At 44.8% G+C, this 16,581-nt stretch carries 17 protein-coding genes; 11 read left to right on the top strand and 6 right to left on the bottom strand.

Annotation, left to right across the window (positions count from 1 at the left end; genetic code table 11):
• Window positions 1–22: 22 nt before the first annotated feature.
• Window positions 23–1,228, top strand: coding sequence for a PQQ-dependent sugar dehydrogenase (locus NFI80_RS23025; RefSeq protein WP_235159237.1), 1,206 nt, complete (start codon window positions 23–25; stop codon window positions 1,226–1,228).
• 92 nt (window positions 1,229–1,320) lie between these two features.
• On the top strand, window positions 1,321–2,532 hold the full coding sequence (locus NFI80_RS23020) for a saccharopine dehydrogenase family protein (RefSeq protein ID WP_235163958.1): 1,212 nt from the start codon (window positions 1,321–1,323) through the stop codon (window positions 2,530–2,532).
• A 92-nt stretch (window positions 2,533–2,624) separates the two neighbouring features.
• On the opposite strand, the gene folB is transcribed toward NFI80_RS23020, so the two are convergent.
• From folB to NFI80_RS23005, 3 genes are all read right to left on the bottom strand, one after another.
• Window positions 2,625–2,975 carry a dihydroneopterin aldolase gene (folB, locus tag NFI80_RS23015; protein WP_082216098.1) on the bottom strand — a complete coding sequence of 117 codons (351 nt, stop codon included), beginning with the start codon at window positions 2,973–2,975 and terminating at the stop codon, window positions 2,625–2,627.
• Window positions 2,976–2,981: 6 nt separating this feature from the next.
• The gene (locus NFI80_RS23010; RefSeq protein ID WP_235163957.1) at window positions 2,982–4,049 is read right to left on the bottom strand and encodes a DivIVA domain-containing protein; all 1,068 of its coding nucleotides are present in this window, start codon (window positions 4,047–4,049) and stop codon (window positions 2,982–2,984) included.
• Between the two features lie 104 nt (window positions 4,050–4,153).
• Window positions 4,154–5,056, bottom strand: coding sequence for a WD40 repeat domain-containing protein (locus NFI80_RS23005; protein ID WP_235163956.1), 903 nt, complete (start codon window positions 5,054–5,056; stop codon window positions 4,154–4,156).
• A gap of 56 nt (window positions 5,057–5,112) precedes the next feature.
• Here NFI80_RS23005 and NFI80_RS23000 point away from each other — a divergent pair, with 56 nt between their 5' ends.
• The gene (locus NFI80_RS23000) at window positions 5,113–5,742 is read left to right on the top strand and encodes a 4'-phosphopantetheinyl transferase family protein (RefSeq protein WP_235163955.1); all 630 of its coding nucleotides are present in this window, start codon (window positions 5,113–5,115) and stop codon (window positions 5,740–5,742) included.
• Window position 5,743: 1 nt separating this feature from the next.
• On the opposite strand, the gene NFI80_RS22995 is transcribed toward NFI80_RS23000, so the two are convergent.
• A complete protein-coding gene (locus tag NFI80_RS22995) occupies window positions 5,744–6,592 on the bottom strand; it encodes a transglutaminase-like domain-containing protein (protein WP_235159232.1) in 849 nt (282 codons plus the stop codon).
• Between the two features lie 179 nt (window positions 6,593–6,771).
• On the opposite strand from NFI80_RS22995, the gene galE reads away from it, so the two are divergent.
• From galE to NFI80_RS22960, 7 genes are all read left to right on the top strand, one after another.
• Window positions 6,772–7,791, top strand: a complete 1,020-nt coding sequence (gene galE / locus NFI80_RS22990; protein WP_233797280.1) for a UDP-glucose 4-epimerase GalE — start codon at window positions 6,772–6,774, stop codon at window positions 7,789–7,791.
• Entirely contained in the window at window positions 7,788–8,843 is a 1,056-nt protein-coding gene (gene rfbB, locus NFI80_RS22985; protein WP_235163954.1) for a dTDP-glucose 4,6-dehydratase, read from the top strand. Before galE ends, rfbB begins: the two co-directional genes overlap by 4 nt.
• Window positions 8,844–8,905: 62 nt before the next feature.
• Window positions 8,906–9,772 (top strand): glucose-1-phosphate thymidylyltransferase RfbA, encoded by an 867-nt coding sequence (rfbA, locus tag NFI80_RS22980; RefSeq protein ID WP_233797282.1) that lies wholly within the window; start codon window positions 8,906–8,908, stop codon window positions 9,770–9,772.
• A 40-nt stretch (window positions 9,773–9,812) separates the two neighbouring features.
• A complete protein-coding gene (locus NFI80_RS22975) occupies window positions 9,813–10,454 on the top strand; it encodes an O-methyltransferase (RefSeq protein ID WP_235163953.1) in 642 nt (213 codons plus the stop codon).
• Window positions 10,455–10,504: 50 nt separating this feature from the next.
• Window positions 10,505–13,039: a LysM peptidoglycan-binding domain-containing protein gene (locus NFI80_RS22970; protein WP_235163952.1), complete on the top strand. Its 2,535-nt coding sequence runs from the start codon at window positions 10,505–10,507 to the stop codon at window positions 13,037–13,039.
• Window positions 13,040–13,044: 5 nt separating this feature from the next.
• The gene (locus NFI80_RS22965) at window positions 13,045–13,644 is read left to right on the top strand and encodes a DUF3109 family protein (RefSeq protein ID WP_235163951.1); all 600 of its coding nucleotides are present in this window, start codon (window positions 13,045–13,047) and stop codon (window positions 13,642–13,644) included.
• Entirely contained in the window at window positions 13,628–13,960 is a 333-nt protein-coding gene (locus tag NFI80_RS22960) for an MGMT family protein (protein ID WP_235163950.1), read from the top strand. Before NFI80_RS22965 ends, NFI80_RS22960 begins: the two co-directional genes overlap by 17 nt.
• 60 nt (window positions 13,961–14,020) lie before the next feature.
• Here NFI80_RS22960 and NFI80_RS22955 read toward each other — a convergent pair whose 3' ends face one another.
• Window positions 14,021–14,419, bottom strand: coding sequence for a hypothetical protein (locus NFI80_RS22955; RefSeq protein ID WP_235163949.1), 399 nt, complete (start codon window positions 14,417–14,419; stop codon window positions 14,021–14,023).
• A gap of 283 nt (window positions 14,420–14,702) precedes the next feature.
• Entirely contained in the window at window positions 14,703–16,178 is a 1,476-nt protein-coding gene (locus tag NFI80_RS22950; RefSeq protein WP_235163948.1) for a sodium:solute symporter, read from the bottom strand.
• 116 nt (window positions 16,179–16,294) lie between these two features.
• On the opposite strand from NFI80_RS22950, the gene NFI80_RS22945 reads away from it, so the two are divergent.
• Complete coding sequence (locus NFI80_RS22945; protein ID WP_233797289.1) at window positions 16,295–16,570, top strand: ATP-dependent Clp protease adaptor ClpS; 276 nt, start codon at window positions 16,295–16,297, stop codon at window positions 16,568–16,570.
• The last annotated feature ends 11 nt before the right edge of the window (window positions 16,571–16,581 follow it).

The raw sequence follows: 16,581 nt of genomic DNA, 5'->3' as shown, positions 1-16,581 counted from the left end.
TGTTAAATAAAACTTCAACGTCATGAGCCTTTATTCTTTTCCAATATTCTTCCTTCTGTTATTAGGCGTCGCAACCACTTCCTGTTCCAAGGACAAGGATATTACAGAGGACCCCGGCACAATCGGAAACGCCGATACGACCCTTAAAACCAAAGATACGTTCCCTGCCTTGAAATTTGTAGATCCGGTGGATATGAAGCAGATTCCCGGAGATAGCACCCGTTTTTTCGTTGTTGAGCAGTCGGGAGTTATCAGGGTTTTTCAAAACAATGCGACTGTTTCAAGCAGCGCTGTTTTTTTAGATATTAAAAACAAAGTCCAGGATGGCGGTGAACGCGGCCTGCTCGGGCTGGCTTTCCATCCGGATTTCAAGACCAACGGCTTCTTTTATCTTAATTACACGGCCGGAAATCCTTTAAAAACCGTCATAGCACGCTACAAAGCCTCCACAGCCACAGCTGAACGCGCCGATCCTTCCAGCGAAACGGTCCTGTTTACATTTAACCAGCCTTACGATAACCACAATGGCGGCTCGATGCAATTCGGCAAGGATGGCTTTTTGTACATTGCCACAGGCGATGGCGGCAGCGGCGGTGACCCGCAAAACAATGCGCAAAACCGTAAATCAATGCTGGGAAAAATCCTTCGTGTGGATGTCAACGGGACTGGAAAAGGCAATTATGGCATTCCCGCAGATAATCCATATCCGGTTGGAAATAATGATGGTTTCCTGCCTGAAATATATGCTTATGGTCTGCGGAATCCCTGGCGGATCAGCTTTGATATGGATAATGGCCGCCTTTTTGCCGGGGATGTAGGGCAGAACAAGCGCGAAGAAATTGACATCATTACCAAAGGTGGAAATTACGGCTGGAAGCTCAAAGAAGGAGTGGATTGCTACGAGCCTTCATCCAATTGCAATGGACAGGGCCTTATCGAACCGATCCATGATTATGTCCAAAGCAATGGCGACAGATCTATAACTGGCGGCTACGTTTACAGGGGAACATCCATTAAAAGTTTGGCAGGCAAATACATATATGGCGATTTTGCCAGCGGAAGAATCTGGGCGCTGGAACTGGATGGTGACAAAAAGAAGAGCAATGCCATGCTGTTTGAAAGCAAAGGTGCTATTTCTTCCTTCGCCCAGGATCTGAGCGGTGAGGTTTACTATCTGAATTACGGCGAAGGCAAGATAATGAAGCTGGTTAACGGAAATTTAAATTGAAAGTTTAAGCGGTCATTCTATCTTTGCGGGATATTCGACAAGACTTTCCAGATTTCAAAACCTGGGAAGTCTTTTAACTTAAACGAAACAAAATGTCTAAGGTTCTGATCATTGGTGCAGGTGGGGTTGGAAGTGTTGTAGCCCATAAATGTGCGCTGAACAGCAATGTTTTTACGGAAATTATGCTGGCCAGCCGTACCAAATCGAAGTGCGATAAAATCGCTGCTGAAATTCAGGAAATGCACGGTGTCACCATTCAAACGGCACAAGTTGATGCAGATATCGTTGCAGAAACAGTGCTTCTGATCAAACGTTTTCAACCAAAGTTACTGATCAATGTTGCCTTGCCTTATCAGGATCTGACGATTATGGAGGCATGTCTGGCAACGGGTGTACATTATCTGGACACAGCCAATTATGAGCCAAAAGATGTTGCCAAGTTTGAATACAGCTGGCAATGGGCTTATCAGGAAAGATTTAAAGAGGCAGGTTTAATGGCCGTTTTGGGCTGCGGCTTCGATCCGGGCGTAACGCAGGTTTTCACTGCATATGCCAATAAACATCATTTTGATGAAATGCATTACCTGGACATCATCGACTGTAATGCAGGCGATCACGGGAAAGCATTTGCAACGAACTTCAATCCGGAGATCAACATCCGTGAGATTACCCAGCCAGGTCGTTACTGGGAAAATGGCGAGTGGATTGAAATTCCTGCGATGTCCATTCACAAGCCTATCGAATATCCCGGAATCGGACCGAAAGAGAGCTATGTGCTTTACCACGAAGAACTGGAATCCCTTGTAAAAAACTTCCCGACATTGAAGCGCGCGCGTTTCTGGATGACATTCGGCCAGGCTTATATCACGCATTTAAATGTGCTTGAAAATGTGGGTATGACAAGCATTAAGCCCATCAAATTCAATGGCATGGACATTGTCCCGCTTGAATTCCTGAAAGCCGTGCTTCCGGCACCGGATTCGTTGGGAGAAAATTATTCAGGCCAAACATCCATCGGTTGCCAGATCAAAGGCATCGAAGGTGGTGAAGAAAAAACCTATTACGTCTGGAACAACTGCGACCACGCCGAATGCTATCGCGAAGTCCGCGCACAAGCAGTAAGTTACACCACCGGCGTCCCAGCCATGATCGGCGCAATGCTGATGCTCACTAATGAAGAATGGATGAAGCCAGGCGTTTACAATGTAGAAGAGCTTAACCCGGATCCATTTATGGACTTGCTAAACCAGCATGGGTTGACTTGGAATGAGCGGATCAATGTGCCGCTGCCGCATGAGTATTAATTAATAACCCCTGTCATGCTGAGCGGAGTCGAAGCACGGTACCAAGGAGTAGCGTGCTTCGGCTCCGCTTAGCATGACAGGGTCACAATACCCTACCCTTCCATAGTAATCATCGCTCTGGTACAAACGCCTCCTACTGGTGGATTGAACTTGGAGACCCGGACTGTTATGTTGGCTACAACCGGGTAATGTTCCCTTATTTTTTCAATAACTGTAAAACCGATGTGTTCCAGCAGCTTGGCTGGTTCTTTCATTACTTTGGAAGCGATTTGGTAGATCGTTTCGTAGTTGACTGTTTCGCTTAGCTTATCCTCTTGTGCAGCCTTGATGAAGTCGGCTGTGATGATGATGTCTAATGCATATTTATTTCCAATTCGTTGCTCCTCAGGATAATAGCCGTGGTATGCAAAGAACTCCAGACCTTCAAGGCTTATTGTTCCCAATGTATTCTAGATTTGATCAAAAAATGAACCTCCGGTTTTCTTCGGCTGGTTTTCAGGAACGCGTGGACGATTAACCGGCGTGTTTTCTCTAACCCGCTCGTTTTCCCTTACTCTTTCCGTTTCTCTGTTTAGCTCCGCTTCGCGCTCGCGGGCTGTGCGTTGCAGCTCAGCTAATGCTGCTGCCGAATCCTCAGCTGCGGTTCTTGGCTCTTCTTTTAAGCTGTATGCAATTTCTTCTTCAACCGGCTCCGGTTCCGAGAAAGCTTCCGGCTCTACTTCAACGACTTCATTCAACATTTCCGGTTCCTCGTCTTCATAGGCTATTTGCGGAACAAATTCTTCTTCCTCATCCACCACTACTTCATCCTCCGCATCAACAACTTCAAATAACACCTCAGGTTCGTCATCCTGCAAAACCACTTCCGCCTCCGTTTTTGACACTTCTTCCAATTGTGGAACAACTCTTGGTTCAGTCAGGAACGAAGCTTTCTTAGGAATTTCAATCTCAGAAATGTGCTGCTTGATCTCTTCCATTTTATTCAAAACGGACTGCTTATCATATTTCTGCTCAAACCTTTCCACCGTTTCAATGGTGTTGTTGGCCAGTGAAGAAAGCTGCACAATCAGGTTATCCCTGAAATTCTCAATTGCACGGAAATCACGTTCCTGCAACTTCACCTCGGCAGCGAAATCTTCTTTGAAACGTTTCAGCCTGTCCTCCGTTTCACGGATGATCAGGTTCGTCCTGTTTTCGGCTTCACTTACCAGATCATTGGCAGTTGTCCGGGATTCTTCAATTCGTTTTTCAGCATTTTCATTGGCTTCTTTTTCAATTAGCTTGCTGGTGTCTTCTGCCGCTTTTAATGTTCTGAACAGCGTAGATTCAATGTCTTTTAGCTTGCTAAGCTCTTTCTCAGCATATTCAAGCTGCATTTTCAAAAGACTATTTTCGCTTGAAAAACGCTCCCATTCCTGGGACAACGAATTAAGAAAAGCATCTACTTCGTCCGGGTCATAACCTCTGAAAATCTTTTCAAAAGTGTGCTTGCGTATGTCTATAGCGGATATTTTCATGATGCAATCTATGCTTTGTTACTTAGTTAAAAACGGTCGTGTAAGTTAAAGATATATGGATCATTTTTCAAAGTATTTACCAATAATCCCATATTATAAGTATACTATTCAGCCACTTCCCAAACCGAAATCATCCGGTCGTCGCTGCATGAAATCAACTGGTTTTCATAGCTCGTCCAGAGCAGTTTGTTAACCGAAGTTCCATGCCCCGCATGCCTGGCACGGTCAATGATCTTTTTGAGTTTAAAAGTAACAGCATCCCAAACCTTTACCGATTTGTCCATGCTGCAGGAGGCGAATAATGTGCGGTCGGGGCTGAAACTAATGTCGTTGACCGCATATAAATGTGCCGGAATGTCTAAAACCATCCCATAGGCGTCATTTACGTCCCATATTTTGATGTGTGCGTCCCGGCCCGTTGTAAAGAGATATTTGCCGTCCGGTGAATACTTAACGGAAAATACTGAGTTACTATGCGATTGGATCGTCTTTTTTAACACAAAACCGTCCAAATCGAAGATATTGACATTAAAATCGCTGTCACCGACCGCAAATTCACGTGTTTCATGGTTGATTGCAATGGTTCGGATGTTCTTGCCGGAGACTTTAATGTGCTTCTGAACCGCAAAAGAAGCAATGTCCATGACCACAATTACACCGTCGCCCAATGCAATCAATGCCTTGTTGTCAAAAAACTGAATGTCAAAAATAGGCGCTGTGGTGATCTTTGAGGTTCTTTCAATCTTGTTTTGAGCAATGTCGAGCACCTGGATGCCTTCGTAATTTTGCCCGATCCAAAGTGCATTATTTTCTTTTTCAAGACCTAATGCATATACCGAAACACCCACACGGGCGACGAGATTTCCCAGATCGGGTTTATTAAGATCCCATTGAATTACAAAACCATCGCCGCCAGCAGAGTAAAAGCCATGAGAAGTGTTGTCAGAAATAATTGTATAAACACTGTCTCTATGACCGGAAAAAGTATCTACTTTGCGAATGTTCATGCTTTACTTGCGATAGGGATTGAGCGTCAAAAATAGAAATTGTAAACAGAATAATTATGCCGCTCGTTCATTCCGAAATGATCGAAGAGTCCAGTACGCTGCTGCTTTGGAAGCTTACCGAAACTGAAACGGAGCTCAAAGAAACGCTGGGTTATGCCTATAATGCGGATGAACTCTCAGCAATCACGCATCCGCAAAAATTGCGTGAGTGGCTGGCCAGCAGGCTGCTGATCAAGATTATTGCTGAACAATTTGACATTAATTACATCGGGACTTACAAGGATGAGCACGGCAAGGCGTTCCTGATTGATAACGATTCGCACATTTCCATCACCCATACCAACGATTTTGTTGCCGTTGCCATTAATCCGCCTGCGGCTGTGGGCATTGATATGGAGAAAATGGACGCGAAACTACAGCGCACTTCCAAAAAATATCTATCTCAACCGGAATTTGAGCATGCCGGCGATGAAATTGCACTCCTATGCATGTATTGGTGTGCAAAAGAGGCGCTTTATAAGTTATATGGCAAGAAAAAGGTCAGTTTCAAAGATTCCATATATATAGAACCTTTTGACAAAGACGCACTACTGTTAAAGGGCAGGCTGACAGATCTGGGCAGGGATATCGAGGCCAATATAACCGTCAGGTGGTTTGATCAACATTGCCTGGCCATTGCATTATAGCCTATAAGTCAGGCATATCGTCCAATGTGGATTTCAGGATCTTCTCAATTTCCTTTATTTTATCCTGCTCACTCGTCTTTTCGTAAGATAAAATCAGGTTACGCAACACGCGCTGTACAATTTCGAGGTTTGTACAAGGCTGGTAAAATATCTCCTTCGACTTAATATTGAGCTGCGCGATATAATGGTCAATGTCTGTTTTGGAAAAAATAATTCCCCTGTTAAAGACATTGATATAAAACTGCGTCTTGTCGTTTTTGTAAGTCAGCACGAAAAGATTCGGCAGGTTCACGCCATAAACAGGCATTCCCAGCTTTCTGGCTATCAAAAGATAGATCACGCACAATGTGATCGGGTTTCCCCTCCGGCTTTCCAGCACAACATTAACCATGGAATTAGAAGGCGAATGAAAGTTTTTGGTGTTCGCCGCGAAGTTCATCACTCCAAAAAAGATGCTGTTAATACGCTTGATCTGGTCTACAGCATTCATTTCTTCCTGAAACTGGATCCATATGTCGTAATAAAGCTGTTCAATCGTGGTCCGGAGTTTTTCCATGGAAAGATCCGGATAATGGTAAGTCGAAATGATCCACATTCCTTCGAGCAAATCCAGCGCACCGCCATTTTTCCACGATTGCAAGCGCTCAATCATGATGCTCAGCTGCAATTCGTGTATCAACTCTTCTATTTTACGCTGCACAATCGGGTTGAAGCTTTCCTCCCACTCGGTTTCGAGAAATGGTATGACATTGCCACCCAACGACAAGATTTTCCCCTCCACATGCTGGCTCACTTCATGATCTTCGTCATCAAGCAAGGATATCAGTGCTTTAATTTCTCTCTGGTTCATTTTCCTCAAATCTGCATTTAACAACCAACGGATAAATAAAAACATTTTTTTTTTATGGACATCAAATTTTCTACTTTTGCCCGGAAAAAAAGCTGGCTAACGGAGCAGATTTTGAATGTTCAGCTTCTATTTTTCCACCATCTATACCACAATATTTTTTTTAATTAAGCAAAGAGCACATGAAAATTCTTGTTACGGGAGGAGCCGGCTTTATTGGTTCTCACACTGTTGTTGAACTAGATAAAGCAGGATTTGAGCCAGTCATCGTCGACAATCTCTACAATTCAAATCTCGGCGTTCTGGAAGGGATAAAAAAAATTACCGGCAAGGATTTTCCATTTTACGAAATCGATTGCAATGATTCTGAAAAGATCAAGGCGCTGTTTGAAAAAGAGAAATTTGACGGCATCATTCACTTTGCTGCTTATAAGGCCGTGGGTGAGTCTGTTGAAAAGCCGCTTAATTATTACGAAAATAACCTGATTTCCCTGCTTGTTCTATTGCGTGCGGCTCAGGAATTTAAAGTGCCCAATTTCGTATTTTCCTCATCGTGTACAGTTTACGGTCAGCCAGATGCGATCCCGGTAACCGAAAACACGCCCCGCAAACCTGCCAATTCACCTTACGGTAACACCAAAGCGATCGGAGAAGACATTATCCGCGATTATGTGTATGCCAAATCCGGTGTAAAAGCAATCTCACTTCGTTATTTCAATCCCATCGGCGCGCATGAATCATCCCTGATCGGCGAGCTTCCGAATGGTGTTCCTAGCAATCTGGTGCCGTTTATTACGCAAACTGCAGCCGGACTTCGCAAGTCACTTACCGTTTTTGGAAATGATTACGACACGGCGGACGGAACTTGCATCCGTGATTTTATACATGTTGTAGATCTTGCAAAAGCGCACGTGAAAGCACTTGAACTTTTGGATGAACAACAAGAAACAGACTACTATGATGTCTTCAATGTTGGAACAGGAGAAGGTTACACGGTTCTTGATCTGATCAACACATTTGAAGAAGTGAATGGTGTGAAACTAAATTATACCATCGGGCCACGCCGCGAAGGAGATGTTGAAAAAATCTACGCGCAGTCTGATAAAGTGAATAATGTAATGAAATGGCATGCCGAAAAAACCATGGCGGATGCTTTGAAAGACGCATGGAATTGGCAACTAAAAATAACAGCTCAACAATGAAAAAGATCTTAATCACAGGTGGTGCAGGTTTTATTGGTTCACACGTCGTGCGCCGTTTTGTAAACTTTCATCCGGATTATCATATATACAACCTCGACGCCCTGACCTACGCGGGTAACCTTGAAAATATAAAAGACATTGAGAACGCGCCTAACTACACATTTGTAAAAGGCGACATTGTTGATGCCGAATTCATTGACAAGCTCATTAGTGAAAATGATTTTCATGGCATTGTTCACTTAGCGGCTGAATCGCACGTAGACCGGTCTATTTCCGATCCGATGTCATTTGTTATGACCAATGTGGTTGGAACCGTAAATCTTTTGAATGCGGCCAAAAAAGCATGGAAAGATGATTTCACAGACCGCCGCTTTTACCATGTCTCTACGGACGAAGTTTATGGTGAACTGCACGATCCGGGCACATTCTTTACTGAAACAACAAGTTACGATCCACGTTCGCCTTATTCGGCCTCGAAGGCTTCTTCGGACCATTTTGTAAGGGCTTACCACAATACTTATAAATTGCCGGTTGTTATTTCCAATTGCTCCAACAACTACGGACCAAACCATTTCCCAGAGAAGCTGATCCCGCTGATGATCCACAACATTATCCAGCAAAAACCACTTCCTGTTTATGGGAAAGGCGAAAACATCCGCGACTGGCTTTTTGTAGAAGACCACGCCATTGCTATTGACGTGATTTTCCACGATGGCAAAAACGGCGAAACCTACAACATCGGCGGCCATAACGAATGGAAAAACCTGGACCTTGTCTTGTTGCTTTGCAGCATTATGGACCAGAAACTGGGCCGCGAGAAAGGGGAAACCGAAAAACTGATCACTTACGTGACAGACCGCGCCGGCCATGACTTGCGCTACGCAATCGATGCCACCAAACTCTCTAACGAACTTGGCTGGAAACCTTCGCTGCAATTTGAAGAAGGGCTTGAAAGAACGGTAGACTGGTATCTGAACAACCAGGAATGGCTCAATAACGTCACTTCGGGCAATTACCAGAAATATTACACCGAAATGTATTCGGACAGATAGTTCACCCAGACGCGTAGTCAGCAGGGACAACTCATTAATTTACGCTTACCAACGATCTCATAATGAAAGGAATTATTCTGGCCGGTGGATCCGGGACCCGTTTGCACCCATTGACATTGGCAGTTAGTAAACAGCTTATGCCTGTTTATGATAAACCAATGATATACTATCCGTTATCAATTTTAATGCTGGCGGGGATCCGTGAAATACTGATTATTTCAACACCCCACGATCTGCCGCATTTTGAGAAATTATTAGGAGATGGCAGCCGCCTGGGTTGCGAATTCACCTATGCCGTTCAGCCAAGCCCCGACGGACTTGCGCAGGCATTCATTATCGGTGAAGATTTTATTGGAAATGATAAAGTTGCCCTGATCCTGGGTGACAACATTTTTTATGGTTCAGGTCTTTCCCAGTTGCTGCAATCCAACAATGACCCGGATGGCGGCGTGATCTTCGCTTATCAGGTGCATGATCCTGAGCGTTACGGCGTTGTGGAATTTGATAAGGCCAATAATGTGCTTTCTATTGAGGAAAAACCGGAGGCTCCTAAATCCAATTACGCGGTTCCGGGCCTTTATTTCTATGATAATGATGTGGTGGAAATCGCAAAAACGATCCCTCCTTCCCCACGCGGCGAGCTGGAAATTACAGACGTAAACCGGGTTTACCTGGAACGAGGCAAATTAAAAGTGGGCGTTTTGAACCGCGGGACTGCCTGGCTTGATACGGGAACATTCCAGTCGCTGATGCAAGCCGGACAGTTCGTTCAGGTAATCGAAGAGCGCCAGGGCTTGAAAGTGGGCTGCATTGAGGAGATCGCTTACCGGATGGGCTTTATCAATGCGGAACAATTGCGTGAAATTGCCAAACCATTGGTTAAAAGTGGTTATGGAACCTATCTGGAGCGCATTGTTGCCAATGTCTGATTTCACGGTCACATTGCGTTTAGTCAAGCATTAAAATAAAATGAAGTTTCTGGCAGAGGAAATTGAGGCGTATTCCGTAGCACATACGGAGGATGAGAGTGCATTGCTGAAGTCTTTGAATCGGGAGACACATGCGAACATTCTCAACCCGCGTATGCTGTCCGGGCACCTTCAAGGCAGGTTTTTGTCGATGATATCCCGGATGATCCGTCCGGACAACATTCTCGAGATCGGTACTTATACGGGATATTCTGCGTTATGTCTTTGCGAAGGACTGAATGCAGGCGGTAAGCTGATCACCATCGACATTAATGAAGAGCTGGAAACTTTCACGCGCCGCTTTTTCGCCCATTCTCCTTTCGCCGATTCTATTGATTACCAGATTGGTAAAGCAACCGACATTATACCAACACTGAACACGACTTTTGACCTGGTCTTTATCGACGCCGACAAGATCAACTACACGAATTACTTCAATCTTTGCATAGAAAAAGTGCGGACTGGAGGTTTTTTAATTGCCGATAACGTACTTTGGAGCGGCAAGGTAATTCAGGACGATATCAAAATTGACAAGGATACCCAGGCGTTACTAGACTTCAACAAAATGGTTCACGACGACGGCCGCGTTTCCAACATTCTGCTTCCTATTCGGGATGGGTTGATGATTCTCCAGAAATTATAATTCACAAAACACATTCAGCCAAGCATTTACAATTTATGGCCAGGACTTTCATGAATAACATCAAGTACATTACAGTTGCCTGGATGCTGCTGCTTATTGCCAACAGCAACGTCATTGCCCAAGCTTATCCGGAGATTCCTTCCAGCATTTCGTTTGGTGGAATTAATGTTAAGCTGGACAGGAGTGCCCAGGACATTATTGAAGAAGATGTAAAAAACCTGATGTCCAATAAGAAGTTTTGGGAAGAAAAAATGGACCGCGCCGTGCTTCATTTTCCTATTGTCGAGGGCATATTAATGGATGAAGAAGTTCCTATTGACTTTAAATATCTGGCCGTTCAGGAAAGTTCTTTCCGCCCGGACGTTGTGTCTTCTTCCAATGCGGTGGGTTACTGGCAATTCAAGCCGGAGACAGCCAGGGAGTTGAACCTGCGGGTTGATAATGATGTAGATGAAAGGAAAAACATCAGCGCTTCCACACACGCGGCAGCCTGGTATCTGAAAAAGAATAATCAGCAATTTAATAACTGGGTTACAACACTTTACTCCTATTATCAGGGAGCAGGCGGTGTAAAAAAGGTGGTTCCGGCCGACTGGGCGTATGCTCGGGAAGTGACATTGACAGGGAAAACGGACCGCTATATGCTCCGGTTTTTTGCACATAAAATTGCGTTGGAAGCTGGTATCGAGAAATATAAAACAGCTAACAAACTGGTGCTTCTCGAAGCGGATTATGGCAAGGGTAAAACACTTGATGATATTTCTGCATCATTGGGCGTCTCTTCTGCCGATCTAAAAAGTTTCAACAGGTGGCTGACGGATGATAAAATCCCAAATGACCGCCAATATCTGGTAACCATCCCGGTTCCGGCCGATCAGCTTGCTTCGGTTCGTGAAAAATTATCATTGCCACCTCAGCAAACCGCTGTTGCGTCTGTTTACGAGGATACCGGTTATCCTGTTTTGAAAAAAATGCCTGCAAATTCATCTGACCCTAATGGTCCGGATCTATATGAAATCAATGGTTTAGCCGGAGCACAGGCACGCGCCGGTGACAAGCCCAAAACATTGGCAAAAGCTGGCAGAATGAGCGCACCTAAGTTTATGCGATTCAATGATATGGTTGCCGAAATGCAGCTGATTCCTGGTCAGGTTTATTATTTGGCCAAAAAACACAAAAAAGCATCCACACCATTTCACACAGCCAGACCTGGTGACACCTGGCACAGCGTATCGCAGCAATACGGTATCCGTCTGGTAAGCCTTTTAAAATACAACCGCACAACAAGCCGCAATTACCCTATCCAGACAGGACAGGTTTTGTTTCTGACCAAAAAGAGACCTAAAAAACAGCCGATAGAGATCATTGCACCGCCACAACCATCACCTGGCAAAAAGGATTCGGTTATTGCTAAAAAAGAGGATGTTATCGCCGCCGCGCCAGCAGCTAATACCAATGTAATTCCTGACAAACCCTCGGGAAGGAAAAAATATACGCCTGTGTTGGTTGAAAAGAAAGAAGAAACGGCCAGCGCACCAGCCATCGCGAATCCTCCGGTAACGAATGCGCCGGTTGCAGCTGCCACGCCTGCTGCTGCCAACATTCAAACGAATCCAACCGTAAAAACCGCTACGAACGTGCCTGCGTCAGTTCCTACCGAGCCGGTGAGCCAGCAAGCGGGTGATCGCGTTGTGATTATCACCCAGGACAATGCGGATACATCTTTCAAATCGGCCGAGGAAAGGCCTGTGGCTACTTCCTCGTCTCCTTCCAAAGTGGTTACGCCCAACGATACGCGTGCTGCTTCCGAAACTTCGGTATATATGAAACAAAGGGCTGCGGCAGAGGAAAGAGCTGCGAGAGAAGCCGCTGCGGAGCCTAAGACGGCTGCACCGGAAAAGCCGGCTGCGACAGAAAAAGCTTCGTTCCATACTGTGCAATCAGGTGATACGTATTTTAGCATTGCCAGCAAATACAGCCTGACATTAAGAGAGCTGATCGCTTTGAATAAAAATACACCGGGCAGATTGGTCGTTGGCCAGCGGCTCAATGTAAGCAAGGGGGCGCCTGCGGAAACAGCTAGCGCTGCACCAGCTAGCGCTGCGCCAGCAAGAGAAACGCCCGCCAAAGCCACCCAGGAGCCTGAGAAAATCACAGTTGTGCGCACCGAGCCTGCTGAAACATTCAAAACACCCGAAGAGATCAAGCACGAAACCCGCACAGCGACAAGTTCAGGAAGTGAATACCATGTGGTGCAGGGCGGACAAACCTATTACAGCATTTCGAAGGCTTACGGCTTGTCTGTGAAAGAATTATATGACCTTAATGATCTGAATGGCGCTTCTCCGTTGAAGTCAGGACAGCGTTTGAGAGTAAGAAGAACGGCTTCGGAAGCGCCTGCTGCTGCCGCCCCGTCGACAGGCTCGCGTTCCTCGGCAACACAAACGCACACAGTGGCTGCCGGTGAAACACTCTTCCGCATTTCCCAAACTTACCACACAAACGTGGAAGACATCAAGCGATTAAACAATATGTCGGGAAATAGTGTTATGGTGGGACAAAAGCTAAAAATCCCGCAACAATAATTGATATGATACTCATTGACAATACATGTATTAGTGATGACATTGAAGACCAGCTGTTTGTCTGCAATCTGGACAAATGCAAAGGTGCTTGCTGTGTGGAGGGAGATTCGGGTGCGCCACTGGACGAAGATGAGCTTGCTATCCTCGATGAGATCTACCCGCACGTTGAGCCATATCTGACACAGGCAGGCAAAGATGTCATTGCGAAAGAAGGAACATATACCAAGGATTGGGACGGCGACTATGTAACGCCTATCATTAATGGAAAGGAATGTGCTTATGCCCTTTATGACGAAAGAGGCATTTTAAAATGCGGCATCGAACAGGCTTATAACGATGGGAAAATTGCTTACAAAAAGCCAATTTCCTGCCATTTGTACCCGATAAGGGTTACTAAATACGAACAATATCACGCGCTGAATTACGATCGCTGGGAAATATGCAGTCCTGCATGCAGCTTAGGTGAGGAATTGGGTGTTCCGGTTTATAAGTTTCTTAAAGATCCGCTCATCCGCGCTTATGGGCCGAAATGGTACAATCAGCTTACGCAGGAAATTGAGGAGCGCAAAGAAAGCCGACTAAGAGAACATGAAGCAGGGATATGATTTTTTCACTGATGTTTACGATGTAGTAAGGCAAATTCCGGCTGGCCGCGCTACTTCCTATGGTGCAATTGCCGCTTACCTCGGCTCCAAACGTGGCGCCAGAATGGTGGGCTGGGCTATGAGCAGCGGATATACAGAACACGGTCTTCCTGCGCACCGGGTTGTGAACAAGCAAGGTGAACTAAGTGCCCGGCATCTGTTTGAGACGCCTACCACTATGCAGGAACGGCTGGAAAGTGAGGGCGTGGAAGTGAAGGATGGCCGCATTCAGCATTGGGAAAAATACTTTTGGGATCCTGAAAAGGAACTTAGTTAACAAAAGAAAGGCTCTTCATCCATTTCGGACAAAGAGCCTTTACTATTTTTGAACCTTATGTTATTGCAGGGAGATCAGTTTCTCGCTGGTGCTCTGGATCTGAACTTCTTTTACCAATTTCTCTTTATTGTAAAACAATTCAAAGTAGTAGACGCCATCATTCATTTTGTCGAGATCAAAGACGCGGCGGTATTTTGCATCATTGTTATCAAAAACTTCGGAGTAGAACACGTTTCCGCCTTTGTCCTTCAAGATGATTCTCAGTGTTTCGTCAGCTGCTTTGTTTACCGAAAGTTTAACCTTGTTTGTCTCTCTTACTTTGTAAAGAGCAGCGTCAAAAGCCACTGCATTTGCAGCAGTCTTTTCTTCATTATTTTTCTTTTTGTCTGTTGTGAATGATGCAAGAGACAAAGTGAGCGCCAATGCGCAGAACAGATTTGAAATGTTTGAAATTTTCATGGCTAATATAGTTTTCTTGTTATGACCGTACATCTGCACAGTTGAACTATATATAAAAAAGGATGTGCCAGGTCCATTTCCTACGAAACTTTCACTGGCACATCCTTACTATAACCACTTATATTTCAGATAATTAACGTGACATCCGAAAACTTTACGAACCTATGCCCAACTTTTAAAGCTGTTCATAACCGAACATTACCAGGCAAAACCGAACGGTTTAGAAGTTATACAAAACCAAGATTCTATGGTTTGCCCTAATTTAGAACAACGTTTAAATCCCTTATCTCACAAGAGGATTAGGGGTGTAGCGTTTCGCTTTGGGATCATGCAGCAACCACAGGCCGATGAATGTAATCAAGCCATTGATGATAAGCCGTTCAAAACCGAACTTATAGCCATTAAACCACTCAGCAGAGTGATCATTGATAATGTAGGTAATAATGGGTGCTAAAATGCAAACCAGCGGAACCCATTTGTCTTTGACAGGTCTTTTTAGAAATGCGCCGAAAGAGAACAATCCCAGCAAAGGTCCATAAGTGTAACCTGCCAGATCAAACACCGCGGTGATCACTTCCTTGCTGTTGAGCTTATTGAAAATCAGGATAACCAGATAAAACACTACCGAAAATCCGACATGGACCCAGAACTTAATGGTCGAGCGCTGTTCTTCCGGCCTTTTTTCAATGTTCATGAAATCGATGCAGAATGCTGTGGTCAACGCAGTCAATGCAGAATCGGAGCTGGCATAGGTGGCTGCTGTAATGCCAAGCAAGAATGTGATGCCAACAACCAGACCTAAGTGGTTCAGGGCCAGCATCGGATAGAAATCATCCGATTTGGCAGGTGCCGGAATTCCTTGCGCTTCCGCATATACGTAAAGCAGCGCACCGAGTGACAGGAACAAAAAGTTGACGATCACGAGCACAATCGTGAACCAGAACATGTTCTTCTGCGCTTCACCAATGTTTTTACAAGTCAGGTTTTTCTGCATCAGATCCTGATCCAGACCTGTCATAACAATGGCAATGAAGACTCCGGCAAAGAACTGTTTGAAAAAGTTCTTTGGATCATTCGTGTCCCAATAGAAGATCTTGGAATAGCCACTCGTCTGAACGCGGTTCCAGATGTCGCCGAAACCATCCAGATTAAGCTCACTGGAAACGAGCATAATGGTTAGAATAACGGCTGTTATGAGGAAAAAGGTTTGTAATGTATCTGTCACAATAATGGTTTTGACACCGCCTTTGAATGTGTAGATCCAGATCAGGAAGATGGTTATCGCCACAGCCACTTCAAACGGAATCCCCAATGGCTTGAACAATGCGAGCTGCAAAACTTGTGCTGCAACATAAAGCCTTACTGCTGAGCCAACTGTACGAGAAAGTAAAAAGAATCCCGAGCCTGTTTTATAAGACCAGAAACCGAAGCGCTGTTCGAGATAGGAATAAATGGATATAAGGTTCAACCGGTAATAAAGCGGCATCAGCACCGTCCCGATTACCAGATAACCCAGAATGTAGCCTATAACGACTTGGAAATAAGAAAACTGAATGTTCACAACCGCCCCCGGAACCGAAACAAACGTCACGCCGGATAAAGAGGTCCCGATCATTCCGAAAGCCACCAGATACCACGGCGACTGCCTGTTTGCGGTAAAAAATGTATTTGTATCCGCCCCTCTGGATGTGTAAATGGAAACTGTTATAAGCATCCCGAAATAAGCAACCAGGATGGCCAGAGATATATATGGATTCATTAAAGCGGCTTATAGTGGGTTATTCGTGAATTTAGCAGCTGATTAAAAGGTCCTTAAAACTTCCGATAATCTGCGTTTTTGTTTAGATTTGCTAATCAAACAGAAATTTGGTTGTTATGCAAGCGCTTACAGACACTGAGGTAGAAATTCTGGATAAAACTGTTGAAACGGATGTTCAGAAATTAGTTATCTACAACGACGATGTAAATACATTTGATTGGGTCATAGATACTTTGATGGAAGTTTGTGGCCATACCAATGAACAAGCCGAACAATGCACGCTGATCATTCATTATAAAGGCAAATGCTCCGTAAAAGAGGGCGCTTTTGAAGAATTGACCGGCATGCGCAATGAAATCTGCCGCCGCGGAATCTCCGCAGAAATCCACTAGTCTCACTCAAC

The organism is Dyadobacter chenhuakuii (genome assembly GCF_023821985.2).
GTDB classification, from domain to species: Bacteria; Bacteroidota; Bacteroidia; order Cytophagales; family Spirosomataceae; genus Dyadobacter; species Dyadobacter chenhuakuii.
Note: the sequence above shows the minus strand (reverse complement) of the source record. Positions and strands in the feature narration are given on the sequence as shown.